This window comes from Bacillus sp. FSL R5-0512, from assembly GCF_038593295.1.
GTDB classification, from domain to species: Bacteria; Bacillota; Bacilli; order Bacillales; family Bacillaceae; genus Bacillus; species Bacillus safensis.
Window position 1 is genome coordinate 2,135,566 of record NZ_CP151982.1, and the last position, 24,531, is coordinate 2,160,096.

Here is a 24,531-nt window from a genome sequence, read left to right on the forward strand (position 1 = left end):
TCCTCATGTAGATGATTCACTCATTGACATGATGGCTTTGATTTGATCCAGATGATGTTGTTCATGTAAAGCGATAGTTTCAGCTAATATTTGGACGGTCATCACTCCTTCTTCCGGATGCAGGCCTGATTGTGCCCAAATATCTTTTTCTAATAGCCGAAGCGTGTTGTTTCTTCTCTCTTTCATCCGTTTGATCAATGCTTTGATATCGTCAGCGTTATACCATTCATACGCTCTTTCTTTCACGTATATTTCAGGATCATACGATTGAAAGGGCGTGTGATCATCTGATATCGCTTGCTCTATCCGCTCTGACCAGACTTCTTCTGTGTCATACAAATGCCCGGCGAGTTGCTTAATTGACCACTTCCCCTCCCCCAAAGATTGATCCAGTGTGTAATCATCACAAGCCTTTACTATCTTCTCTAGTTCACTCATACTTTCCTGAAGCGATGTGATGATGTCTGTTCTTGTTAATTTCCCAGTTTCCATTACGCAATCAACGTCTCCTTTACAGTGAATGCATTTCTACTTTTGATTTATCTTGATGCTTTCCTTTTAGTAGCAGTAAGCTGTTTATCAAACCTGCTACTATCACAAGCCCTGCCATCCCTATAGCGATGACATGTATAGGAATCAAATCTCCGATAAATGCCATGAGGATAAACCCACTAATATAAAATATGCGTGATAATGCAAGACCTGCTGAAAACACACGGGCTCTTAAATGACTGCTTGCATATGTCATAATATTAGTAGAATACAAAACTTCGATTGGGCTATATAATAGATTGGCTAATAAAACAACAATCAAAAATCCAATAAAAGTCGTTTGTTGATACGACAATGCATGTAATATCGCAAGCAATATAACCGCTAATGTAGACCACCTTTTATAAAATTGAAAGGAGAATTTCACTTTTTTGAAGTACGCTGCAAGTGTAAGTCCACCGATAATTTGCCCTAGTCCACTAATTGTATGACCAAGCCCCAAGCCAAAATTCCCTTCTCTTGCCACTTCTAAAATATACAGACTAAATAAAACATAAACGATGCTTAAAGCAAACTCTCTTGACATCAATATCCATATGGCGCTTTGAATTTTGGGTGATCCCTTGATTTCTTTAATTCCTTCTTTAAAACTTTGAACATATGACACATACTCTTTTTTTTCAGATGCTTCTTTCGCTTTAATTGGAATTAATAGCATAGCTGATAATAAAAATGTCAGCGCATCTACTAAATAAATTGTGGAAATTGACCAAATTTCTGTCACCAACCCGCCTAATCCTGTCGCAATGAGCATCGATGCGCTAAAAGATGTGGCCAGTATACTATTCCCCTTAGAAAGCTGCTCCTTATCAAGGATTTCAGGTATCATAGATGAACGAGCAGGCAGATATATACCAGAGAAAGCACCATTTAACGCTAATAATAAATAAAGGATAAACGGTGTAACATTCATTGTGACAACTAAAACAAACCCCAGTCCAATGATAAAACGTGCCACATCTGCGAATATCACAACTTTTTTGTAAGAAAACTTATCTATAATTGGGCTCAAAAGCATAGATGTTAAAATGAGAGGGAGCATGGAACAAATAAATAGAATGCTTAGATGGGTCGCTTTCCCAGTAAGCTCATAAATTAAACCAATCGTCGCTATCGTTCTAAACCAATCTCCAAAAGCAGATAAGTTTTGCCCAATAAAGAAACAGACAAAATTTTGATCTTTGAAAAGAGATGTCGTTTCTTTCTTTGAAACCATTAGAGGAGCACCTCAGTCGACTCGTACCAGCCTAACTCTTTTTGCATAAACTCCACGGCTTGATCATAATTTTCTCTCTCTTTTTCTGGTATAAGATCAACTAAGATCGCCGGATACCATGGCTTCGCTTCTTCTTTGATTACAAAATATTGCTCCGCTTCTTCAACTACTCCTTTCATTATGAGCAGTTGTAGTTTACGATAGATTTCCTCACGCTTTGGCATTCGATTGAGATGCGTTTTTTCTATTTTCATTGTTTTAGGGAAGAAGACGAGTCTTCTATCAAAAGCATGATATTCTCTAGATTTAACAATAGGTAATTCTTGATTCGTCAGGCTTTCGATATACTTTTGCGTATTTCCTTCATTTGACCATATCATGCCTTGCATGTAGGAGATCGCTCCTGTTCCCAAACCAATATATTGATCTTCATATCCCCCGTAAATCACTTCGCCATATTGAAAACGTTTATTCTGATGCTCTGGAGCCATAAACGTATACACATAATTTTGATGCCAGCCATTCTTTTTTAAATGACGATATAATGTATCACTAAACTCAAATTTTTCTTTAGGATTTGGCGGCATTGGCACCTTGCCTTTGTTAATTTTTGATAACCATCCCTTCGAACAAGCAATATATTCTAGTGGATACGTATCAATACTTGTGCTTCCTAATGACATCACTCCATTTATGTCCTCTATCATCTCTTCTTTCGTTTGTCCAGGCAGCTGATAAAGCAAATCAATGTTATAAGATTGGAAATGACGTTTCATTAAGTCCACAGTCTGAGAGATTTGATCAAAACTAGCCGTTAAGTTGAACATTTTCCGATAGTATTCATTTAATGTTTGGACACCAAAGCTCCCTCTGTTGGCTCCACCTTCAGCCATAGCAGCCACTCTTTCTGGTGTAGCTGTTTTTGCTTCACATTCAAATGTCCATTCATAATCAGCAGATAATGAGAAATTTTCTTTTATAGCGGTCGAAAGTCGATAGATTAGTTCTGGGGGCATTATGGAAGGAGTACCTCCACCAACGAACACCACATCAAACGTCATTTTTTGGATATTAGGGGATTGGGATAAGATACGCATCTCATTGATTAAAGCATCTATATACTTTCCGATAATGGGCTCATATTTCGTAGATTTAATAAAAGGACAAAACGAACAGATCGTATCGCAGAAAGGGATATGTAAATATAAAGCGTTTTTCCCTTTTTGAAATGTTCGTTCTTTCTGAATGAATTCTGTCACACGAGATTGTGCTCCTTCTTGGCTCGCTTGGCCAAAAAAAGGATAAAGAAAATTCCATAAAGACGGATGCTCATCATAATAACTTTTCATATTTGACAATTCTCTCACCCAACTCTCGTCTATTTTTATCCCACATACAAATTCACAGAGAAGCTAAGAAAATCACTTCTCTGCGAAACACTCTTTTCAGTAAGTATTGATTCCATTCATTAGATTGCAATCCACTCGTTACGCTTCATTTTCATCACCTCCTTTTAATTAGATAAATTGTAACTTAATTACATAATTGATTATAATAGACTTTTCTGAATATTTCAATCATTTTCACTATTTTTTGTAAGGACTATTGTTTTATATACAATTTACGTATGAAACTTTTGGTATAACCATGAAAATATAGACTGAACATTCACAACCAAAAGCCCTATCATTAAGATAGGGCTCTTCATTACATCTACTTACTTTTCTCTAATAAAGCATGAATCGTTGATTCTAATAATTCTGGCAAAATGCCAAAAGAGAACGGGACGTGTAGCCGCTCTGTCCATTTGTGCGGGTCCTTTCCTAGTGGACCTACGTTGATGACTGGAACGTAAAGGGCTTCCTTTTCTCCTTGCGGTAAAGAATAGCCTTTTTGGTAAAGCGGCATATTGGTTGTATAATGACCTACTTCCTGCTTTTCGAGCTGTAAGTAACTTAAATCAGACAATCCCGGGAAATATTTCACTTCCTCTACTTCAAGTCCATATACCTCTTTTGCCTCTTTTTGAATCTTCTTGAATGTCTTCTGAATATGCGTATCTTCTGTTGAGGACACCGAAGGGTAAAATGGCGGACTATAAAATAGAACAATCAGCGGTCCTTCTTCCTTACATAGTGTCGTCAGCTCCGAGACAATTTTCGTTGAAAAATCACGATCTCCAAGTTCACCTCGGTTGGCGAATGCATAGTTGACAATGCGCTCGACTTCCTGTTCACCAGAGCGATCTGCGGCTTTTTGATACAGCTCGTGATATGTGAGAACCGTCACCTGAGTGTCTATTGGTGTAAAGTGTTTAAAGCGCTGAAAGTCAGCTGTTTTCTGCCGAAGATTTGCCTCGATTTGGTCTGCTGCTTGTTTCGCAGTTTCATAGAGAAGTCCGTGCAGTTCTTCACTTGAACGTTTCATCATGAGCACATTAAATAAAGATACGGCTGTGTGAGGTGTTTGAACGGAATAGGCTTCTTTCAAGTCCTTTTGCATTAAGTTCGTTGGAGGCGGCGTTACTTCACCATCTACTTCCTCACAATAGTCACTATTGAGCTCTAACAGCCGGTTTAGTTCAGATACCATAAAATTCGCATTTAAGCCTGAGAAAGGCTCTCCTACATGCGTTTCGATCCCTTTACAGAAAAATCCGGCTAATACCTTTCCTATACTGCCTGTATACATATAATGATGTTCATCCCCTGGATACTTTTCAAACATCGGCTCACTGTTTAAACACGCGGTATAGTCAAGATCATGTTTTTCTTTAAGCTCTTTTAATTTCGGCACAGCCTCAAGCATTCCTTGTGAATTTACTTCCTCATCAGGAACTGTGACGAGCAGGACATTTCCATCAAATGTTTCTGTCATCGCTCTTTCCAGCATAGAAAGCTGTACGGTGAGACCTGCTTTCATATCCATGGCCCCTCTTCCAAACAGCCAGTCGCCTGAAGCAAGGTCCTCTCTTGCCCTCTTTGGAAGAAGCTCACTTTTTTGCGAAAAGGAAGTCATTAACTCTTCAGGCTTGCATGCCATGTTTTGAAATTCGCCGTAATCTTCTGTATCGACTACATCAAAGTGACTAAGAAGCAGCACGGTACGCTGCAGCGTACTTCGCTTCACAAGTGCCGTTAAATAATACCGGCCATCTTTCATCGGATGCAAAGCCAAATGATCAGGGTTCTGCTCAAAATAAGGCCGCTCCCTCAGCAAATAATATAAATATTCCGCTAACGCGACTTCTCCTGTTGTACCTGATATGCTTTCATACTGCATAAGAGCTGTCAGGAGCTCCTTTAGTTCACTCTCTTTTTGCCATTTCATCCGTTCTCCCCCTTTGATGTCTCTATCTCTCCATTATACAAAAACGTGTATAAAAGCTATATTCTTTGAGCACCTTTTATGACGAAAGTTTGAATGGCTGTTATAATCGGCTATACAATTCCATGAGGAGGCGAAGGTATTTGGAAACAAAACTCTTTTCACCTTGGACATTAAAAGGTGTTACACTGAAAAACCGCATCGTGATGTCCCCGATGTGTATGTATTCATCCTATGACCGTGATGGGAAATTACAGCCTTTCCACTTCACACATTATATTTCCCGTGCACAAGGTCAGGCTGGCCTCATCATGGTGGAAGCCAGCGCTGTATCTCCCGAGGGAAGAATTAGTGATCAAGACCTCGGTATTTGGAGCGATGAGCACATTGAAGGTTTCGCTTCATTAAACGAACAAATCAAAGCATACGGAACGAAGACAGCCATCCAGCTAGCCCATGCAGGACGTAAGGCTGAACTTGATGGAGACATTCTTGCACCATCAAGCATCCCATTTGATGAAACATCTAAAACCCCTGTCGAGATGTCTGTTGACCAAATCAAAGATACCGTTCAGGCGTTTCAGGATGCAGCTGTACGGGCAAAAAAAGCGGGTTTTGACATCATTGAAATTCATGGTGCACATGGCTATTTGATCAATGAATTTCTTTCACCGCTGGCGAACCACCGAACAGACGACTATGGCGGTTCACCAGAGAACCGTTATCGTTTCTTAAGAGAAGTCGTAGATGCAGTCAATACCGTATGGGACGGACCTTTATTTGTCCGTGTGTCGGCTTCTGATTACACGACAAAAGGACTTGATATTGCAGATTATATTGGGATTGCCACTTGGCTCAAAGAGCAAGGTGTCGACTTAATCGATGTCAGCTCAGGTGCTGTCGTACAGGCGAAAATCAATACATTCCCCGGCTACCAAGTCACATTCGCAGAGAAAATAAAAGAAGGTGCCGGCATTCAAACAGCTGCTGTCGGTCTCATCACATCTGGTGTACAGGCAGAGGAGATTTTACAAAATCAGCGTGCGGATTTGATCTTTATTGGCAGAGAGTTTTTACGGGATCCATACTTCCCAAAAACAGCTGCTCAAGAGCTCCGTACATCCATCGAAAGCCCGCGTCAATATGATCGCGCTTGGTAAAAGCTCTTTAGGAAAAAAGGTGTCTATTTTTCGAAATAGGCATCTTTTTTGTTTTTAAGAGAAACATATCTGCCTTTTGTGCCGTCTTTTAGCTAAAGAACTGCTTAGAGGAGATGGAAGAATGAATTCGGTAATGATTGAAAAAATGTATCATATAGATGGACACCACTTTTATACAAAACATCGTCAAGGCAAAAGGCAAGCCACGATTATCTTTGAAGCAGGCTACGGCATTTCTAGTGATACGTGGTCGAATATGGCACGTGATATTGACCCAGAGCTTGGGGTTTTCTTATACGACCGTTTAGGAAATGGAAAGAGCAGTGAGAGTGGTGAAGGAAGAACCTTGCATGACCTCGCTGATGATTTAGATGCGCTGCTGAAAGAAGCCAATATTCAGCCGCCATTTCTTATTGTCGCTCACTCATTTGGCTCTCTTGTCAGCCGGTTATGGGCAAGCCGCAGAGGAGATGATGTCATTGGCATGGTGCTGTTAGACCCAGCAAGCGAGGAGCAAGAGCAGATGATCCTGCCGCTTTTATCAAAGGAAGAACGCACTTCATATATGGCGCAGTTTACAGCAGAATGTACGCATGAGGACTTTCAGCAAATGTTAAGCACAATGAAAGAGGAGCAAACTCATTTTGGAATGATGCCGCTTCTTGTCATTTCATCAGGTAAGAGCCGATTGTTTCACCCAGCTCATGAAGCTTGGCTCAGACTTCATAAACGCATGCTGTCTTTGTCATCCCAAAGCGGATGGATTCAGGCGCAAAACAGCTCGCACTATATTCATCATGATGAACCGCATATTGTACAGCTTGCTATCTATGATGTATGGTGCGCAGCCAAACAACCTGTCTCCTATTATCAAACAGCTAATTAAAATAAAAAACTCCTTGACCCGTTATGAGTCAAGGAGTTTCTTCTATTTATGCCGTTGGAGCAGATTGACTTTTTTCAGAAAGCAGCTTTTCAATGCTGACAAGCTGAACACATAATGTAAAGATGTCAATCGCTTGCTCTAGTTCTTCAAGAGCCGGGAATGTTGGTGCAATGCGAATGTTGCGATCAAGCGGATCTTTTCCATATGGATATGTTGCACCTGCACCTGTCATTGTGACACCTGCTTCTTTTGCTTTTTGCACAACAGCTTTTGCACAATGATCAAGTGTATTTAAACTAATGAAATATCCGCCATTTGGCTTGTGCCATTCAGCGATGTCTTTCCCGCCAAGTTTTTCGTCAAGAATGGAAAGAACGAGGTCAAATTTTGGCTTAATGATCGCCGCATGCTTTTTCATATGTTCCTTCAAACCTTCTGGATTTTGGAAGAAACGAAGATGTCTTAGTTGATTGATTTTGTCTGGTCCGATCGTTTGAATCGATAATTGCTTTTGAGTGAAGCTCACATTGTCAGGGCTAGACGCCATCAGTGCAACACCTGAGCCTGGGAATGTAATTTTAGACGTAGACGCAAACATAAACACACGGTTCGGGTATCCTGCCTCTTCAATTGCTTGAAAAATATCTTTTAACGTATCAGGTGTATCCGTTAGATGGTGGACTGCATATGCATCATCCCAAAAAATGCGGAAGTCGTCTGCTTTTGTTTTCATTGAAGCTAGGCGGTCAACGACTTCATCTGAATACGTAATGCCGTCTGGATTGCTATATTTCGGTACACACCAAATGCCTTTAATCGCTTCATCTTCTGCGACCAATTTTTCTACCTGATCCATATCAGGTCCATCAGCCTTCATATCGACCGTGATCATCTCTATGTTAAATAGCTCACAAATGGCAAAATGACGGTCATACCCTGGGCTTGGTGCAAGGAATTTTACCTTTGGCAGCTCTCCCCAAGGTGTTTTGCTGTCACATACGCCGTGAGTCATCGCACGTGCAATGGTATCATGCATCATATTCAGGCTAGAATTACCGCCGATGATGATTTGTTCTGGCTTTAAATTGAGTACTTCTGCAAAAAATGTCTTCGTTTCAGGAAGGCCTGTCAAGCCGCCATAGTTTCGCACATCTGTGCCATCTTCAGCTGTCATTGCATCCTTTGATGTCACAACATCGAGCATGCCCATAGACAAATCGAGCTGTTTTGGTGAAGGCTTCCCTCTAGACATGTCTAAGTGCAAGTTCTTACTTTTGTAAGTTTCATACTCATTTTGTAGTGCCACATATAGGTCATTCAATTCTGCTTCACTTAATGCTGTAAAACCGCTCATCTTTGATTGTGCCTCCCGTATTCTTCATAGTTTAATTCGTCATTTGTTTTTTCTTCACCATTTTACCACTACCTGAAAAAGAGCGTCATCATAAATATCAAAAAAATCACACAACTTTTTTTGACGATTCATCCAATTTTTACAGGGTGCGTTCAATGGGGAAAGAAGAGAAATCATGTGCAGCTTCTGTCAGCGGGAATATATCGCGCGCTTCTTTCAACAGTTGTTTCAGTGCCTCTTCTCCTTGGTAACGTGCACTTATATGGGTCAAAATGAGCCTTTTTGCGCCTGCTTCCTGTGCTGTTTTCGCTGCTTGTTCTGTTGTACTGTGATAATAATTGTAGGCTAAATCTGCATCTTCTTTACCGAATGTTGCTTCATGGACTAACACATCCGCATTTTTGGCAAGCCTTGTTATATTCTCGCACAAACGGGTATCTCCTGAAAATGCAACGATTCTCCCTTTTTTAGGGGGTTCCAAATAATCGGTTCCATCAATGGTTCTTCCATCTTCGAGTGTCACGGTTTCCCCATTTTTCAACTTCTGATACAAAGGTCCAGGTTTTACACCGATTTCTTTTAGGTCTTCGGCTTTTAATGAACCAGGCATATCTTTTTCCACAACCCGATAGCCGTAAGCTGGAATCCCGTGAGAGACTCTTCTTGCTTCTACTTGAAAGGTATCATCTTCAAAGACGATCCCTTCATCTATTTCTATGATATGCAGCGGATAAGTCAAATGCGTTTGTGTAGCTGAAAGTGCTGCATTCACAAAGGCCTTGATGCCCTTTGGTCCATAGATCGTCAATTCATCCTCCCCGCCTTGAAAGGATCTGCTGCCAAGGAGTCCCGGAAGGCCATATACATGATCACCGTGCATATGTGTGATAAATATTTTCTCGATCTTTCTCGGTTTAATCGTTGTATGTAAGATTTGATGCTGCGTTGCTTCTCCGCAATCAAAAAGCCACACTGCATTTCTTTCTTCTAAAAGCTTTAGCGCTGTGCAAGTGACGTTTCTTGTTTTTGCAGGTATGCCTGCACCTGTTCCTAAAAAGAGCAGTTCCATTACTTTTCCTCCTAAAGCCGGTATACAATATCTTCATTCATATAGAATACATGAAGACAAGGTAAATGTGAATTCAATGGAATTATTGAAAAAAGTGAAACGAGAGCAGAAAAAGTCGAATCAAATGTTTGCTTTACGAACAATGAAGCTTTAAAATAAAGAAAATGTACATACATTCTCGGTTTTTACAACAATGCTACGAATAAAGTGAGGTACTTCTCGTGAATACAGAAACTAACAACCCTAAAGCAGTCATTGTCATTTTTGGCGCAACAGGAGACCTTGCCAAACGCAAGCTCTACCCTTCTATACATAGACTTTACCATAGCGGAAAGCTAGGTGATCAATTCGCTGTTGTCGGAGTTGGACGCCGCCCGTGGTCTCATGAGGACCTCAGAGCTGTGGTAAAGGAATCTGTTTCTTCTGATGATGCAGAAGCGAAAACAGAGGAATTCATTTCACATTTCTATTATCACGATTTTGACGTATCAAGCCCTGCTTCCTATCAATCGCTAAACACGCTTTTAACGGGCCTTGAAGATACGTACAGTATTCCAAATAACCGCATGTTCTATTTAGCTATGGCACCGGAATTTTTCGGAACGATTGCGAAGTTCCTAAAGAGTGAGGGCGTATCAGAAACAACCGGCTGGTCACGACTTGTCATTGAAAAGCCATTTGGGCACGATCTGCCAAGTGCCAAAACATTAAATGAAGAAATTCGTGATGCATTCACAGAAGATCAAATTTATCGTATTGACCACTACCTTGGTAAACAAATGGTTCAAAACATTGAAGTCATCCGCTTTGCAAATGCCATTTTTGAACCACTTTGGACAAACCGCTATATTTCAAACATTCAAATTACATCCAGTGAATCCTTAGGGGTTGAAGACCGGGCTCGATATTACGAAAATTCTGGTGCACTAAGAGATATGGTCCAAAACCATATGCTTCAAATGGTTGCCCTTTTAGCAATGGAGCCGCCAATTAAACTGAATACAGAGGAAATCCGCAGCGAAAAACGGAAAGCACTGCGCGCTCTTCGTCCTTTCTCTAAAGATGAGGTCGATCAATTCTTTGTCCGCGGTCAGTATGATACTGGTACGATGAATGGCAATGTCGTTCCTTCTTATCTGGAAGAGCAAAATGTTGACCCGAACTCAAACACAGAAACATTTGTGGCAGGGAAACTGCTGATTGATAACTTTAGATGGGCCGGGGTGCCATTTTACATTCGAACAGGAAAACGGTTAGAAAAGAAATCTACTCAAATCGTGGTTCAATTTAAAGACATTCCAATGAACCTGTACTATGGAAACGGAAATGCCATGCATCCAAACTTACTCGTCATTCATATTCAGCCAGATGAAGGCATCACCCTTCACTTAAATGCTCGCAAGCTGGATGGCGGCACATATGCGAAACCGATTAAGCTTGACTACCAAACAAACTATAACGACATCATGAATACACCAGAAGCATATGAAAAGCTGATTCATGACTGCTTGCTAGGCGATGCGACAAACTTTGCTCACTGGGATGAAGTGGCACTTTCTTGGAACTTTGTTGATCCGATTTCTGAGAAATGGGCAGAAAGCAAAACATTAAAACCAAACTATCCTGCTGGTTCTATGGGACCGAAAGAAGCTGATGAGCTTCTAGAAAAAGATGGATACCATTGGTGGAATATATAAAATCATATGAAAAAAGAGCAGTCTCCCTTGGGGGTTCTGCTCTTTTTTTAACGTCCTGTTTTTGTTATTTCAACCGTTGAAAAGTCAAATTTATCATAGCGATGATGGCTAAATGAATATTCAAACGGCTGCCCTGCGTTTAAATAAGCAACCTGCTCGACTTCAAGCACAGGATCTGTGGGGTCACACCCTAAATACTGCTGATCCAGCTGATCTGATTTAGCCGCTCTAATTTTCTTGTGCGCTCCTGCTATTTTTAGATGAAGCTGATTTGAAATGTAGCCATAGATAGAACCCAGTAGAACTTCTTCATCTATGCCCTTAATGAGATTAACAGGCATAAACGTTTTTTCTAATACATAAGGCTCTTCATCCACAAGACGGAGCCGGATGATATCATAAATAGGTGTGGTTGAGTCAATAGATAGATGGGCTGCCACCTCTTCGCTTGGAAAATGGACATCAAAATGAATGATTTGAGTCGTGACGTTTTTATCTGCCATGACTTTTGTGAACCCTTTATTTTCATGGCCTGATACATTGATTGCCCCTTGATTGAGCGCTGCCTTTACAATAAATGTACCGTGGCCTCTTTTTCTAAAGAGCAGACCTTCTGCAACGAGAAGATCGAGCGCACGTTTCATTGTCATTCTGCTGCATTGAAATTCGGCGGCAAGCGAGTTTTCATCTGGAATGGGTTGATCTTCTGGATAATATGCTGTTCCTATTCGTTTTCTGATTTCTTCTGAAATGAGTTCATACTTCTTCATCTCACACCACCAACTGACTTGTTTTTTCATAGCGCTTTATTCTAGAAGGAAATATGGCGTTTTTTAGCCTTCCTCTCATTTTACACTAAGGGATGTGAGCTTAAAAGGTGCCAGCCATTTTTGTTTCATCCACTTCCCGTCACATAAGAAAAATACCTGCTCTTTTCAAGGAAAGAGCAAGTATTTTGATTAAAAGCCGTTATTCTTTGAAACGGATTGAAACCAGTATCCGCTTTTCTTAATCGTTCGTTTCCCGTCTTTTTGAAGATCGACTGAGACAAATCCATAACGATTTTTATATGCATTCGACCAGGACCAGTTGTCCATAAAGGTCCATAGATGATAGCCTTTCACATTACTTCCTTCTTGAATGGCTCGATGAACCCATTTGAGATGCTCAGAAATAAAGTCAATGCGGTAATCGTCATGAATCATTCCTTCTTCATCCTTAAACCGCTCTTCTCCTTCGACACCCATGCCATTTTCAGAAATAAAACATTCAATATTATCATAGTCTGTTTGGACTTTTTTCAATATGTCATAAATGCCCTTTTCATAGATTTCCCAGCCTCGATACACATTCATTTTTCTTCCCGGCATCTCAAAAGAATCAAAATAATGGTTCGGCATAAATGGTGCTTGAGGGTGCGGCATATGCTCTTTCGCTTTCACTCTTCTTGGCTGATAATAGTTGATGCCAAGAAGATCAATCGTATTCTCTCGAATGAGCTCAAGGTCCCCTTCTTCCATACTTGGCATAAAGCCTTCTTTCTTTAAGACTTCTACTAGCTTTTCCGGGAAATGCCCTTTCACCGCAGGATCTAAGAAGGAACGGTTAAAGAAAGCATCGGCCATCTCTGCTGCTTCTACATCGCGCGGATGCTGGCTTCGCGGGTACGAAGGAGTCAGGTTTAGGATGATGCCAATCTTACCGCCTTGCTGCAGCTTTTTATAAGCCGCAATCGCCTTCGCATTTGATAAAAGTTCATGAAAACCGACCTGTACAGCCTTTTGGAAATCGACTTCGTTTGGATAATGAAAGCTATACATATATCCGCCTTCTACAGGCACAATCGGTTCGTTATGGGTAAACCATTTTTTCACCCGGTCACCAAATAATTGGAAGCATAATGCCGCATAGCTGACATAGTCGTCGACCACCTGTCTGTTCACCCAGCCGCCCTTCTCCTGAAGCGCCATTGGCATATCGAAATGGTATAGGTTCACAAATGGCTCGATATCATGTGCAATCAGTTCATTGATCACATCATTGTAAAAAGACACCGCTTCTTCATTGACGGCACCTGTTCCTTCAGGTAAGAGGCGTGACCATGAAATCGACAGCCGAAATGAATTGTGGCCAATTTCTTTCATGAGACGGATATCCTCTTTATATTTTCGATAAAATTGGGATGTCACGTTCGGCCCTACGCCATCAAAAAAACGAGTCGGCTCTTGTTCAAACCAATGATCCCAAATGTTCGGTCCCTTTCCATCGCCGGGGACGCTCCCTTCTGTTTGCGTCGCAGAAGCAGAAGATCCCCACCAGAAACCTTCTGGGAATGTATATGATTGCTTGTTAGTTTCCATCGACATGTATTGAGTCTCCTTCGCCTTTGATATTTGCTGCCTTCGTTTTTTCTGTTGTCGTTATTTTTTCATTTTTCACATTCATACGGTCAATAAACTTCAGGAACGGGAACCAAATGACAAACACAATCATTAGGTTAAACAGCTGAAGCAGACCGCCCGCTAATGAATTTGTTGCCATCATTCCGCTAATAAAGATCGGTACTGTCCATGGGATATTCACGCCTGTCGGCGGCGGTACAATGCCTGATGCCATCGCAAAATAAGTAATACATGTAATGACCATTGGCGCCAAAATCCACGGAATGAGAATAAGCGGATTCATGACAATCGGTAAACCGAAGATAATCGGTTCATTGACGTTAAATAATCCTGGTCCTAAGCCCAGCTTGGCTACTTGTTTTAATTGCTTACTTTTCAGGAAAATTAAAATCGTAAACACAACAGCAAGCGTCATACCGGTTCCACCCATTCCAACCGTATAAATTTCAATAAACTGCTTGCTGATGATATTAGGAACCTCACCTGTTTTTGTATAGCTTTCTAGGTTTTGTATGGACAATGTATTCCAAATCGGATCCATGACAGAGTTAATAATAATTTGGCCATGGAGCCCAAAGAACCAAAGAATTTGTATAAAGAAAACAGCGATCAACGTCGGAATGATACCGCTTCCAAGACCGACAAGCGGCGCCTGAATGGCATGATAAATCAAATCATGCATATTTGTTTTGAAGCCTTGTGTAATGATGATATTAATAAACAAAAAGGTTGTAAGTGTCAAAGTAGCCGGGATCAGTGCAGCAAAAGACTTGGAAACAGCTGGCGGAACCCCTTGCGGCATATTGATCACAAATTTCTTCTGGACAAAATAACGATAAATTTCAGCAGACAAAAAGCCTGTGATCATTCCTAGGAACATTCCCTTTGCACCTAAACGATCAACTGGGATAACGCCTGCAATCGTTGCACCGCCTTCTTGTTCTAGTAAAAACGGAGTTAGAAGCAAGAAAGAGGCTAAAGCAATCACGCCGCCAAAGACAGCTTCTACATCATAGCTTTTTGATAAATAGTAGCCGATCCCAAATACAACAAACACACTCATAATGCTGATGGTCGCACTCGGTGCGATATTCAGTGCAGACTGGACGCCTTCCAGTACGGTTTTACTCATGATTTTATCTAAAAATGGCAAATTCATCAGCACAACCATAATGGAACCAAAGATGGTGAGCGGGAACGCAAGCATAAAGGCATCACGTAAAACGCCTAAATAGCGGTTGTTGTTCAATCTCCCAGCAATCGGAACCAAAATGGCACTTATTTTATCAAACATTGGTTTCCCCCCTTGTTTACACCCTTTATTGTTTAAGCGATTGGAATATCGGCAGGAGCTCTCCCACAAGCTCCTTGATGGTAATGGTCGACATTAAGTGATCTTCAGCGTGCATGAGCAGTAAGGAAAAGGATGCCCTTTCTCCGCCTGCCTCTTTCTGCACGAGTTGAAAATGGATGTCATGTGCAAGCCGTAAATCTTCTTCCGCTTCTTTCATAAGATCAAAAGCTTCTTCTTCTAGACCTTCTCGATATTGTTTTAGAGCCTGAAGCAATTTGCTGCGTGCATTCCCGCTGTGTAAGATCAATTGAAAGCTCACTTGTTCCTCCGTGAGCCCTTCGAGTGTTTTCTTTTCCATCCTTAAGATTCTCCCATCAATGTAAGTGCCTGTTCATACGCTTTTTGTCCATCGGCAAGCCCGTATGCCTGCATATCAATGACCTCTACCTCAATCCCGTATTTTGTTGCTTCTTTTTGAAGGTCTCCTTTTAAAAAGCTCATTTGCGGTCCGATTAACACAACATCTGCATTCGCCATTTCTTTTTTTGCTTGATCTTGACCAACTGCCCAAATTTCTGCTTCGTCCCCGATTGAATCGGCATGTGCTTTCATCTTTGTCACTAGTAAACTCGTAGACATTCCCGAACTGCATGCTAATAAAATACGTTTCATTTCTCTCACCCCATTGTTGTAATAAAAGCGCTTCCAATTAATATTATATATTTTTATTTTTAAATGTCTAGACATTTAATTTCATTTGTCTGTATTTAATATAAAAAAGAGCGTATTTTACGCTCTTTGTCTTCATTGTCTTATCCTTTTCCTGCCTGGAACCCAGGATACTTTGTCATGCCGCCGTCTACATATAACGTCAGGCCTGTGACATAGCTCGCCTCTTTTGATGCCAGCCAGACAGCGCATGCTGCCACTTCTTCTGGCTTTCCAATATAGCCGATTGGAATCAGCTCAATCACGCCTTTTTTCAATGCTGGATCATCGAATTTCTCCGCATTAATCGGGGTATCAATAGCGCCAGGTGCAATGCTGTTTACACGGATTTTTTTAGGGGCATATTCAAGCGCCAATGTTTCTGTCAAAAGCTTTGCGCCTCCTTTACTGGCTGCATAATGCACGAAATGAGGCCAAGGGATTTGCTGATGAACCGACGACATATTAATGATCGAGCCTTCTATCCCATGATCTGTCATATACTTCAGTGCATCACGGCATCCTAGAAACATGCCTGTTAAATTGGTAGACATCACTTTGTTCCAATTATCCAGCGTCATTTCGGTAGAAGGTACTTCATTTTCAATGCCTGCGTTATTGATCATCACATCAAGACTGCCAAATGTATCAATGGCTTTATCAATCATCGCCTGCATATCCTCTTCCTTTGATACGTCTCCCTTGATTTTCACAGCCTGTCCGCCATGTTTTTGAATATCTGCAATGGTTTCATCCGGATTTTCTTTATCGGAGAAGTAATTGATCACCACATTGGCTTTTTCTTGTCCAAATCGGCGGGCCATCGCTTGACCAATCCCTGTACCTGCACCTGTAATCAGAACTGTTTTTCCTTCTAAATCTGGATACATTCGTGTAACCTCCTATTTTGTAAAGCCTAGCAGCACACCGCCTGCAATAATCATCAAGCAGCCTGCAATGACAAAGCTTGTTCTAGATGCTTTCTCTTTTAATAAGTAAATGCCGCCTAGTGTTGAGATAACAATCCCTGTTTGTGACATCGAAAAGCTTACGGCTACGCCGATTAATGGAATGGCCAAAAGCAGACCAAGATTTCCTGTTGACCAAACAAGACCGGCAATGATATTTCTAAACGTATATTTACTAAATGGATCCTGCTTTAAACTAATCGCTAAGGATGAAAGCAGCATGCCGACGGATTGCGGGACAAGTGCAGACCAGCCATCAATATCAAACCATCTTAAAATGACGACATATCCGACGTAGCCAACGGTTGAGATGAGCAGAATAATAATCCCTTTTTTAAAATTGCCTCTGCCATCCCCGCCGCCATTCTTTTTTTGACCGAGCGATGTCATCACAACACCTGCAATGATCAGTAAAATGGCGCAAGAACCAATGAGTATGACCGTCATCGTCTGCCATTCTTTGAAGACCATGACACCAAATAGCGTTGTGCTCACAAGCTGCATGCCCGTTGATAAAGGAACCGCTTTAGATACACCGAGAAAAGCAACACTTGAAAGCTGATTCATTTGTCCAATACTCCAGAAGATGCCTGAAATGACGGAAACCGCAAAAATAAGCGGTGTCAGCTCTGGCATTTTGATGAAAAACGCTGCAATCGAAAATAAAAATGCGCCGAGCGTAATGCCGAGGGTTTGCTGATACGCATTCCCGCCTAGTTTGACACTGATGAGAACAATACTTCCCCAAAATATCGCTGGGAGAAGTGCATATAAAATGCCCACTTCTATCCCTACTTTCTTGTCTTTTTTACATAGCATCCCTCTTTTTCACATTTTTAGCCGAAAAGATACAAACAAAAAAACCTTACCAAAGGTAAGGTTTTTCAGTCGTTCTCTATTTATTTCATCCATTCAGTATGGAATACGCCTTCTTTATCTGTGCGCTCATACGTATGTGCACCGAAATAGTCACGCTGTGCTTGAATTAAATTCGCTGGAAGGACAGCTGTGCGATAGCTATCAAAGTAAGCAAGTGCACTTGAGAATGAAGGAACAGGAACTCCTTGTTCCACTGCAAGTGAAATGACTTTACGAAGTGATGATTGATAGTTTTGAGCAATATCCTTAAAGTATGGATCAAGCAATAGGTTTTTCAGTTCAGGATTACGGTCATATGCTTCTTTAATTTGTTGTAAGAAGGCTGCACGAATGATACATCCGCCGCGGAAGATCATCGCAATTTCACCGTATTTTAAATCCCAGTTATATTCATCAGACGCTGCTTTCATTTGCGCAAAGCCTTGTGCGTAAGAGCAGATTTTACTCATGAATAGGGCTTTTCTAACCGCTTCGATCAGCTCTTGTTTATTCTCAGCTGATTGCGCTGGCTCAGGACCTTCGATCAATTGACTTGCTTCCACACGCTCATCTTTCATTGCAGAAATGTAGCGCGCAAAAACAGACTCAGTAATGATTGGAAGCGGGACACCTAGATCAAGTGAGCTTTTGCTTGTCCATTTTCCAGTTCCTTTTTGACCAGCTTTATCTAAGATCACATCCACAAGCGGCTGGTTTGTTTCTTCATCCACTTTTGTGAAAATGTCAGCTGTAATTTCGATTAAATAGCTGTCAAGCTCGCCTTTATTCCACTCTGAGAATACTTCATGAAGCTCCGCTGCTGACAAACCAGCAACATGCTTCAAGATAAAGTATGATTCAGAGATCAATTGCATATCTCCGTACTCGATACCGTTATGAACCATTTTGACATAATGTCCTGCTCCATCTGGGCCGATATACGTTGTACAAGGCTCGCCATCTACTTTCGCAGAGATCGCTTCTAAGATTGGTTTCACTAGCTCATGCGCTTCTTTTTGACCGCCTGGCATGATGGAAGGGCCTTTTAGCGCGCCTTCTTCACCGCCGGAAACACCTGTACCAATGAAGTGAATACCACTCTCTGCAAGCTCTTGGTTACGTCTTTGTGTATCCTTGTAATATGTATTTCCACCATCAATTAAAATGTCACCTTTCTCTAGGTGAGGAAGTAATGATTGAATGGTTGCATCTGTTGCTGCACCAGCTTTTACCATTAAAAGAATTTTACGCGGTGTTTCAAGCGACTGAACAAATTCTTCGATGCTGTATGTGCCAACAACGTTTTTTCCTTCTGCTTCTTGAAGAAACTCTTCTGTTTTGCTGCTAGATCTGTTATAAACGGATACGGAGAAACCGCGGCTTTCAATATTGAGGGCAAGGTTTTTCCCCATAACGGCTAGTCCAACCACACCGATTTGTTGTTTTGACATAATTCTGACGTCCCTTCTAACACACTATATTGATTACTGCTGAAATGATGTACCCTTTGAAATTACCACAACATCACCTCTTTTATCAAGTTTTCAGGCTAGTCATTTCCTCTTTCGTCCTGAAAAAAATCTTTATTAAAACTTGTCCCGCTTGTTTTGCTCTCTTTTTCCTTAATGGTGACCCCTCTTTGCACCAATGACTTTCCATATTTTTCTTTCAGTCCATCTAAAATGGTTTGGAGGGGCTCTTCTTTTGCATCTTCTGTATATGAAAATAAATCAAGCTGTTTAACAGCTGCTTTTCGTTCGACAAGGTCTGTCCCCGTCACACCTAAGAGCCTCACTGGCTGGTCATTCCAATGTTTAAGGAATAACTGCTTTGCCGCTTCAAATATATCTTCCTTTCGATCCGTTGGATTCGTGAGCATGACACTTCGCGTGATATTTTTCCAGCTTGCATACCGAATCATGATGAGCAGCCGGTTCGCCATCACTTCTTTTCTCCTTAACCTTGCACTCACAGATTGTGACAGCTTATCAATTAACGTGACAAGTTCATCTGAATCATCCGAATCATGAGGCAGAGTGGATGAATTGCCGACGGATTTAAATTCGTATATTCTTTCTGGGTCCACGATGCCGTCATGTTCACCATTCGCCTTTTGCTTTAATCTCGGTCCATTAATGCCAAGCAATTCTTTTAGCGTATACTCATTCGCTTTCGCTAAGTCTTCAATAGTATGAATTCCGATTTTTTTTAATTTATCTGCCGTTTTTTGTCCAACCCCGTGCATATCACCAGCAGGGAGCGGCCAGAGCATATTCGGAACATCTCGTTTACGCAATATGGTGATGCCCATTGGCTTTTTCCAATTAGACGCCATTTTCGCTAAAAATTTATTCGGTGCAATGCCGATACTTGAAGGTAGCATCAGCTCCTCTACAAGCCTTGTTTGAATATCATGAGCCGTTTTTACCGCATGCTCGGCATATGGTGTATGCGTTAAATCAATATAGCCCTCATCAATCGATACAGGTTCGACTAAATCACTGTATTCTCTAAGTATTGTAAACATCTCTTGTGAGGAGCTGCGGTATCGGTCAAAGTTCGGTGTGCGGACAATGAGTCCCGGACATAGCCGCTTCGCCTCCCATAAGGGCATCGGGGGCTTCACACCTAGTGCTCTTGCCTCGTAGCTGCACGTCACAACAATCCCTTTACGCTCTTTTGCATTTCCGCTGATGGCTAAAGGTTTCCCCCGCAAAGAAGGATCATACGCCATTTCTACATTGGCATAAAAAGCATTCATGTCTATATGAAAAATAATATTTGACATTGGCATAACCCCATTTTCTTGTCTACCTGTATTTTGATCAGCTGTTTCCTCATATATCAAACATGATGGATCCCTTTTATGCTCAATTATACATTGATTTATTTCATCTTTCCTCAAAAAAACCTTCTCTAAAAAAGAGAAGGTCCAGATTGTTGACAAAGGGCTAAAATGATCTTGATTTTAGCCCTTTGTCTTCTTTTCAGCGTGATCAAAAACCTTGGCAGCCCTAGGAAGGACGAGCATCGGAGCGCAGGACTGACACCAAATGCGAGGGTTTGTCTGCGCGCTGGGTTTCACGTTCATTTACACTTTTTCTTCAAGTATACCATGTTGATATTGAATGTCCTCATATGTGAATACTTCATTTTTTTGATGATATAAATGTTTCACAACCTGTGTGGACTGTTGATTAAAATTCATACTCAAACTTTGATTGGAGTAGTGTCCAGCCGGATCAATATAATACTTGTAATCAATGACTCTTTCTACATCAATTTCAGCGTAAGCAATTCCCTCTGTTTCAGCTGGAACCATATCACTAATCGGTTCCCCATCCGGCCCGTAAATGCACGTATGCCCGCTCTTAAATGTTTCAAAGTAATCTCTTTGCTCCTGCGTTAAGCAAATCATCTCTTTCATTTCTTCCGTATATATAGATGAAGTCATCAGCACAAATGTCTGTGTCGCGATGGCATAATATCTGCTTGAAATTTCATCGTCAAAATAACCTGGCCAAGAGGCTACATGTACCTGCTCATTTTGGGCATTCATCGCCATAAGATCAAGTGGAACTTGATGCTCCCAGCACATTAATCCGCCAAGGTTTCCAATGTCAGTTTGAAACACCGGCATCATACTTCCACTTCCGTCCCCCCAAATGAGTCTTTCTGCAACAGAAGCTCTCATTTTCCGATGTTTTCCAATCAAATCCCCATTCGGATTAAACCAAAGCTGAGCTAAATAGAGAGATCCGCCATCTTTTTCACTGCATGATATACAAACGTACGTTTCATTTCTTTTTGCTGCCTCACTGATCTTTTGAATGGCTAAGCTAGGGATTTCAACTGCATTTTTATATAATTCATGATAGAACTTTCTCGTGTATTCTGGATGACCAATAAAAGCAAACCAAGGATAACCAGGTAAAAATGCTTCTGGGAATGCCACAAGCTTTGCACCATTTGAAGCTGCCTCGTCGATCAGTTCACATGATTTCTCAACGGTTGCTTCCAAATTTAAGTAGACAGGTGCTGCTTGTACCGCAGCTGCTCGAAACTTTGGGTAAATACTTGTCATATTCAAAACCTCCATTTCTTTTTATCCCCCTCATTATAGGATAGGAAATATGAAGTTTGGATGACATTTACTATTTTATACAAAATAAGGAATTTTATTTAATAGAGAAAACACGTGGTTCTGTTAGACATTTAACCATGTGTATAGTACACTGTGAGTAATGAAATGGATGTGATAATCATGATTATTGATACATTCAATGAAGTCTTTTTCCTTGTTGAATTCTTTACGATTATTCTTCCAGCGCTGACGGCCATCGGCATTGCGTTTTTACTAAAAGACTGCCGTATGAACGAACACCTTGGTGGACATCGTTTGGAAGAGTTGGACGCATCTTGCTTGAATCGAACAGACTTTCTGTTTATCATATATGATCGCATTACAACTTGGATTAGTAAAGTCATTCGAATGAAAAGATCATCTAATGATGATGAAGACCATTCGCTTCCTCTCACTAATTAAATTTTTTAATCATGAGGAGGAAACGAATTGAAACGTTTATTGACTGTTTTTACGACTTTATGTTTGATGATGATTGCGTCACCTGCATTTGCAGCGAGTGCGCAAACGAATACGAGCTCTGATGGGTTTTTCCATCATTATTTTGTTCAGCCTTTTTCTGAGCTGATCATTTGGCTTGCGAACTTTTTCCATGATGATTATGGTTTATCCATTATGTTCGTCACCTTGATTGTCCGCCTGCTGATTTTCCCGCTTTTTGCGAATCAATTTAAGAAGCAAAGAGTCATGCAGGAAAAAATGGCACTGGTGAAACCTCAGATTGACCAAATACAAAGCAAATTGAAGAAAACGAAAGATCCTGAAAAACAAAAAGAACTGCAAATGGAAATGATGAAAGTATATAAAGAGAACAATGTGAACCCGCTGGCAATGGGCTGTCTGCCTATGCTGATTCAAATTCCAATTGTTCTTGGCTTTTACTCAGCAATCCGCTCAACACCTGAGATCGCAACTCATACGTTCTTATGGTTTAACTTAGGACAAACCGATTTATTGGTGGCAGTCTTTGCAGGGGCTATGTATTTCTTGCAATTTTATGTCACGCAAAAATATGCGAAGCAATCAGGCACCCAGACAGAGGCTGCGCTGAAGCAAGCGAAAGTAATGGGCATGATTTTCCCAATCATGATGCTGTTTCTTTCAATTAATGCACCCGCTGCTCTTCCTTTATACTGGATGACAAGCGGACTACTACTCACGATACAAACGATTATTTTAAATGTCATGTACCAAAAATCAAAAACGAAAGCTGCGGCTAACGAACAAGCCAAACCAGCTGCTGAATAAAAATAACCCCCTTATCTAAAGATAAGGGGGTTTTCATTATGCCAACTCTTCTTTCAACCGGTCTGGCAATTGATCGAGGTCCTCAATTTTCCCAAGGAACTTATTTGGGTCCACTTGTAAAATCATTTTGTTTTCTCTCTCCACAACGCCGAAGAAATATTCAGAGGCCTTCGTGTTCATATGAAATGGCTTGATCTCGCTCTGCTCGATATCGATGATATCTTTTGCATCTGAGACAAGACAGCCAATCATTTGATCGTTAACTTCAAATAAAAGTACCTTTGACTGCTCGTTCACATCAAGAGGCTTTCCGTGAAGCATCACGCCTGTATCACTGACAGGAATGACCTCTCCTCTTAATGACATCAGGCCTTTAATTTCTTTTGGAAGATTCGATACTTCTTGTAAGTAAGGGACCTTTTCAATCGAACGAATATGCTCTACACTGATGCCAAACTCCTCTTGTCCCACCTGAAAAATAATAATCTTTTGCGTGCTCACAGAGTCTCCTGCCTTTACGATGGATTTGTCGTTTCTTCGATAATGGCGAGAACCATTTCAGCTGTTTTGACTAATTCTTCAATCGGCATTTTCTCATTTTTCGTATGAATATCTTCATATCCAACAGCTAGGTTGACAGTTGGGACGCCGTTGCCTGCAATGACGTTTGCATCACTGCCTCCGCCGCTCGTCTGCAGTTCTGAAGGACGGCCAATTTTTGCTGCCGCTTTTTTCGCCACTTCTACGACTTGATCGCCGTGTGAGAATTTGAAGCCTGGATACATGATGTCAATTTGTACATCGGCACTTCCGCCCATTTCTTTAGCGGTTTTTTCAAAGGCTTCTTTCATCTTCGCTACTTGAGCTTCCATTTTTGCTGGTTCTAAAGAGCGTGCTTCCGCCAAAATATCGACTTGATCGCACACAATATTCGTTTGTGTTCCGCCTTCAAAACGGCCGATATTCGCCGTTGTTTCTTCATCAATCCGGCCAAGCGGCATGCTGGCAATTGCTTTTGATGCAATGGTAATCGCAGACACACCTTTTTCCGGCGCGACACCTGCGTGAGCAGTTTTTCCGTAAATCGTTGCGCGTACTTTTGCCTGTGTTGGTGCAGCTACGATAATCGTACCAACCTTGCCATCTGAATCAAGGGCATAGCCGTATTTCGCTGTCATCAAATTCGGATCTAACGCTTTTGCTCCAACAAGTCCTGATTCTTCACCTGCTGTGATCACAAATTCAATTGTTCCATGCGGTAAATTTTTCTCTTTCAGCACGCGGATCGCCTCAAACATAGCAGCAAGTCCTGTTTTATCGTCAGCGCCAAGAATGGTTGTTCCATCTGTTTTCACATAGCCGTCCTCAATGACTGGTTTTACGCCATTCCCCGGTACAACTGTATCCATATGAGAAGTGAAATAAATCGTATCTGCCTCTTGATTTCCTTCTAATGTGCAGACAAGGTTGCCTGCGCCGTGGCCTGTTACCGCTTTTGAATCGTCTTCAACCACTTTTAGACCAAGCTGCGAGAATTTTTCTTTTAGGACTTCAACAATTTTCTCTTCGTGTTTTGTTTCTGAATCAATCTGAACTAATTCTAAAAATTCGTCTAGTAAGCGTTTTTCATTGATCATAATGATGCTCC

Annotated in this window: 23 protein-coding genes; 5 read left to right on the forward strand and 18 right to left on the reverse strand. The window is 41.2% G+C overall.

Annotation, left to right across the window (positions count from 1 at the left end):
- Positions 1 to 3: 3 nt before the first annotated feature.
- The 4 genes from NSQ25_RS10895 to NSQ25_RS10910 form a co-directional block, all read right to left on the reverse strand.
- Positions 4 to 492, reverse strand: a complete 489-nt coding sequence (locus NSQ25_RS10895; RefSeq protein WP_070326523.1) for a DinB family protein — start codon at positions 490 to 492, stop codon at positions 4 to 6.
- Positions 493 to 511: 19 nt separating this feature from the next.
- The gene (locus NSQ25_RS10900; protein ID WP_326136247.1) at positions 512 to 1,768 is read right to left on the reverse strand and encodes an MFS transporter; all 1,257 of its coding nucleotides are present in this window, start codon (positions 1,766 to 1,768) and stop codon (positions 512 to 514) included.
- The gene (locus NSQ25_RS10905; protein WP_070326522.1) at positions 1,768 to 3,117 is read right to left on the reverse strand and encodes a radical SAM protein; all 1,350 of its coding nucleotides are present in this window, start codon (positions 3,115 to 3,117) and stop codon (positions 1,768 to 1,770) included. The genes NSQ25_RS10900 and NSQ25_RS10905 overlap by 1 nt, the downstream gene beginning before the upstream one ends.
- A gap of 364 nt (positions 3,118 to 3,481) precedes the next feature.
- On the reverse strand, positions 3,482 to 5,098 hold the full coding sequence (locus NSQ25_RS10910; RefSeq protein WP_070326521.1) for a M20/M25/M40 family metallo-hydrolase: 1,617 nt from the start codon (positions 5,096 to 5,098) through the stop codon (positions 3,482 to 3,484).
- A gap of 140 nt (positions 5,099 to 5,238) precedes the next feature.
- On the opposite strand from NSQ25_RS10910, the gene namA reads away from it, so the two are divergent.
- Together namA and NSQ25_RS10920 are read left to right on the forward strand one after the other, a co-directional pair.
- Positions 5,239 to 6,255, forward strand: coding sequence for an NADPH dehydrogenase NamA (gene namA / locus NSQ25_RS10915; protein ID WP_081124558.1), 1,017 nt, complete (start codon positions 5,239 to 5,241; stop codon positions 6,253 to 6,255).
- 121 nt (positions 6,256 to 6,376) lie between these two features.
- Entirely contained in the window at positions 6,377 to 7,141 is a 765-nt protein-coding gene (locus tag NSQ25_RS10920) for an alpha/beta hydrolase (RefSeq protein ID WP_046311700.1), read from the forward strand.
- 46 nt (positions 7,142 to 7,187) lie between these two features.
- Here the strand turns inward: NSQ25_RS10920 and NSQ25_RS10925 are convergent, their stop codons facing one another.
- Both NSQ25_RS10925 and rnz read right to left on the reverse strand, forming a co-directional pair.
- Positions 7,188 to 8,495 (reverse strand): aminotransferase class I/II-fold pyridoxal phosphate-dependent enzyme, encoded by a 1,308-nt coding sequence (locus NSQ25_RS10925; RefSeq protein ID WP_034280307.1) that lies wholly within the window; start codon positions 8,493 to 8,495, stop codon positions 7,188 to 7,190.
- A gap of 139 nt (positions 8,496 to 8,634) precedes the next feature.
- A complete protein-coding gene (gene rnz / locus NSQ25_RS10930; RefSeq protein ID WP_034280306.1) occupies positions 8,635 to 9,564 on the reverse strand; it encodes a ribonuclease Z in 930 nt (309 codons plus the stop codon).
- 221 nt (positions 9,565 to 9,785) lie between these two features.
- On the opposite strand from rnz, the gene zwf reads away from it, so the two are divergent.
- A complete protein-coding gene (zwf, locus tag NSQ25_RS10935) occupies positions 9,786 to 11,261 on the forward strand; it encodes a glucose-6-phosphate dehydrogenase (protein ID WP_034280304.1) in 1,476 nt (491 codons plus the stop codon).
- 47 nt (positions 11,262 to 11,308) lie between these two features.
- On the opposite strand, the gene NSQ25_RS10940 is transcribed toward zwf, so the two are convergent.
- From NSQ25_RS10940 to NSQ25_RS10985, 10 genes are all read right to left on the reverse strand, one after another.
- Positions 11,309 to 12,031, reverse strand: coding sequence for a GntR family transcriptional regulator (locus NSQ25_RS10940; protein ID WP_041117910.1), 723 nt, complete (start codon positions 12,029 to 12,031; stop codon positions 11,309 to 11,311).
- 189 nt (positions 12,032 to 12,220) lie between these two features.
- On the reverse strand, positions 12,221 to 13,627 hold the full coding sequence (locus NSQ25_RS10945) for a glycoside hydrolase family 1 protein (protein WP_046311709.1): 1,407 nt from the start codon (positions 13,625 to 13,627) through the stop codon (positions 12,221 to 12,223).
- On the reverse strand, positions 13,611 to 14,957 hold the full coding sequence (celB, locus tag NSQ25_RS10950) for a PTS cellobiose transporter subunit IIC (RefSeq protein WP_034280299.1): 1,347 nt from the start codon (positions 14,955 to 14,957) through the stop codon (positions 13,611 to 13,613). Before celB ends, NSQ25_RS10945 begins: the two co-directional genes overlap by 17 nt.
- Before the next feature lie 25 nt (positions 14,958 to 14,982).
- Complete coding sequence (locus tag NSQ25_RS10955; protein ID WP_034280297.1) at positions 14,983 to 15,315, reverse strand: PTS lactose/cellobiose transporter subunit IIA; 333 nt, start codon at positions 15,313 to 15,315, stop codon at positions 14,983 to 14,985.
- Positions 15,316 to 15,317: 2 nt separating this feature from the next.
- Entirely contained in the window at positions 15,318 to 15,629 is a 312-nt protein-coding gene (locus NSQ25_RS10960) for a PTS sugar transporter subunit IIB (protein ID WP_024422905.1), read from the reverse strand.
- A 140-nt stretch (positions 15,630 to 15,769) separates the two neighbouring features.
- Positions 15,770 to 16,555, reverse strand: a complete 786-nt coding sequence (locus tag NSQ25_RS10965; RefSeq protein WP_120208178.1) for an SDR family oxidoreductase — start codon at positions 16,553 to 16,555, stop codon at positions 15,770 to 15,772.
- 12 nt (positions 16,556 to 16,567) lie between these two features.
- A complete protein-coding gene (locus NSQ25_RS10970; protein ID WP_034280777.1) occupies positions 16,568 to 17,416 on the reverse strand; it encodes a GRP family sugar transporter in 849 nt (282 codons plus the stop codon).
- A gap of 116 nt (positions 17,417 to 17,532) precedes the next feature.
- Positions 17,533 to 18,942: an NADP-dependent phosphogluconate dehydrogenase gene (gndA, locus tag NSQ25_RS10975; protein WP_034280291.1), complete on the reverse strand. Its 1,410-nt coding sequence runs from the start codon at positions 18,940 to 18,942 to the stop codon at positions 17,533 to 17,535.
- A gap of 98 nt (positions 18,943 to 19,040) precedes the next feature.
- Positions 19,041 to 20,285, reverse strand: coding sequence for a DNA polymerase IV (locus NSQ25_RS10980; protein WP_046312288.1), 1,245 nt, complete (start codon positions 20,283 to 20,285; stop codon positions 19,041 to 19,043).
- Positions 20,286 to 20,582: 297 nt separating this feature from the next.
- Positions 20,583 to 21,575, reverse strand: coding sequence for a carbon-nitrogen hydrolase family protein (locus tag NSQ25_RS10985; protein ID WP_284381691.1), 993 nt, complete (start codon positions 21,573 to 21,575; stop codon positions 20,583 to 20,585).
- 180 nt (positions 21,576 to 21,755) lie between these two features.
- Here NSQ25_RS10985 and NSQ25_RS10990 point away from each other — a divergent pair, with 180 nt between their 5' ends.
- Together NSQ25_RS10990 and NSQ25_RS10995 are read left to right on the forward strand one after the other, a co-directional pair.
- Positions 21,756 to 22,037 carry a hypothetical protein gene (locus NSQ25_RS10990; RefSeq protein ID WP_024422910.1) on the forward strand — a complete coding sequence of 94 codons (282 nt, stop codon included), beginning with the start codon at positions 21,756 to 21,758 and terminating at the stop codon, positions 22,035 to 22,037.
- A 66-nt stretch (positions 22,038 to 22,103) separates the two neighbouring features.
- Positions 22,104 to 22,883 carry a membrane protein insertase YidC gene (locus NSQ25_RS10995; protein ID WP_046312291.1) on the forward strand — a complete coding sequence of 260 codons (780 nt, stop codon included), beginning with the start codon at positions 22,104 to 22,106 and terminating at the stop codon, positions 22,881 to 22,883.
- Positions 22,884 to 22,919: 36 nt separating this feature from the next.
- Here the strand turns inward: NSQ25_RS10995 and NSQ25_RS11000 are convergent, their stop codons facing one another.
- Both NSQ25_RS11000 and NSQ25_RS11005 read right to left on the reverse strand, forming a co-directional pair.
- Positions 22,920 to 23,384, reverse strand: a complete 465-nt coding sequence (locus NSQ25_RS11000) for a chemotaxis protein CheW (RefSeq protein WP_024422912.1) — start codon at positions 23,382 to 23,384, stop codon at positions 22,920 to 22,922.
- A gap of 14 nt (positions 23,385 to 23,398) precedes the next feature.
- A complete protein-coding gene (locus NSQ25_RS11005) occupies positions 23,399 to 24,520 on the reverse strand; it encodes a tripeptidase T (RefSeq protein ID WP_041117918.1) in 1,122 nt (373 codons plus the stop codon).
- Between the last annotated feature and the right edge of the window lie 11 nt (positions 24,521 to 24,531).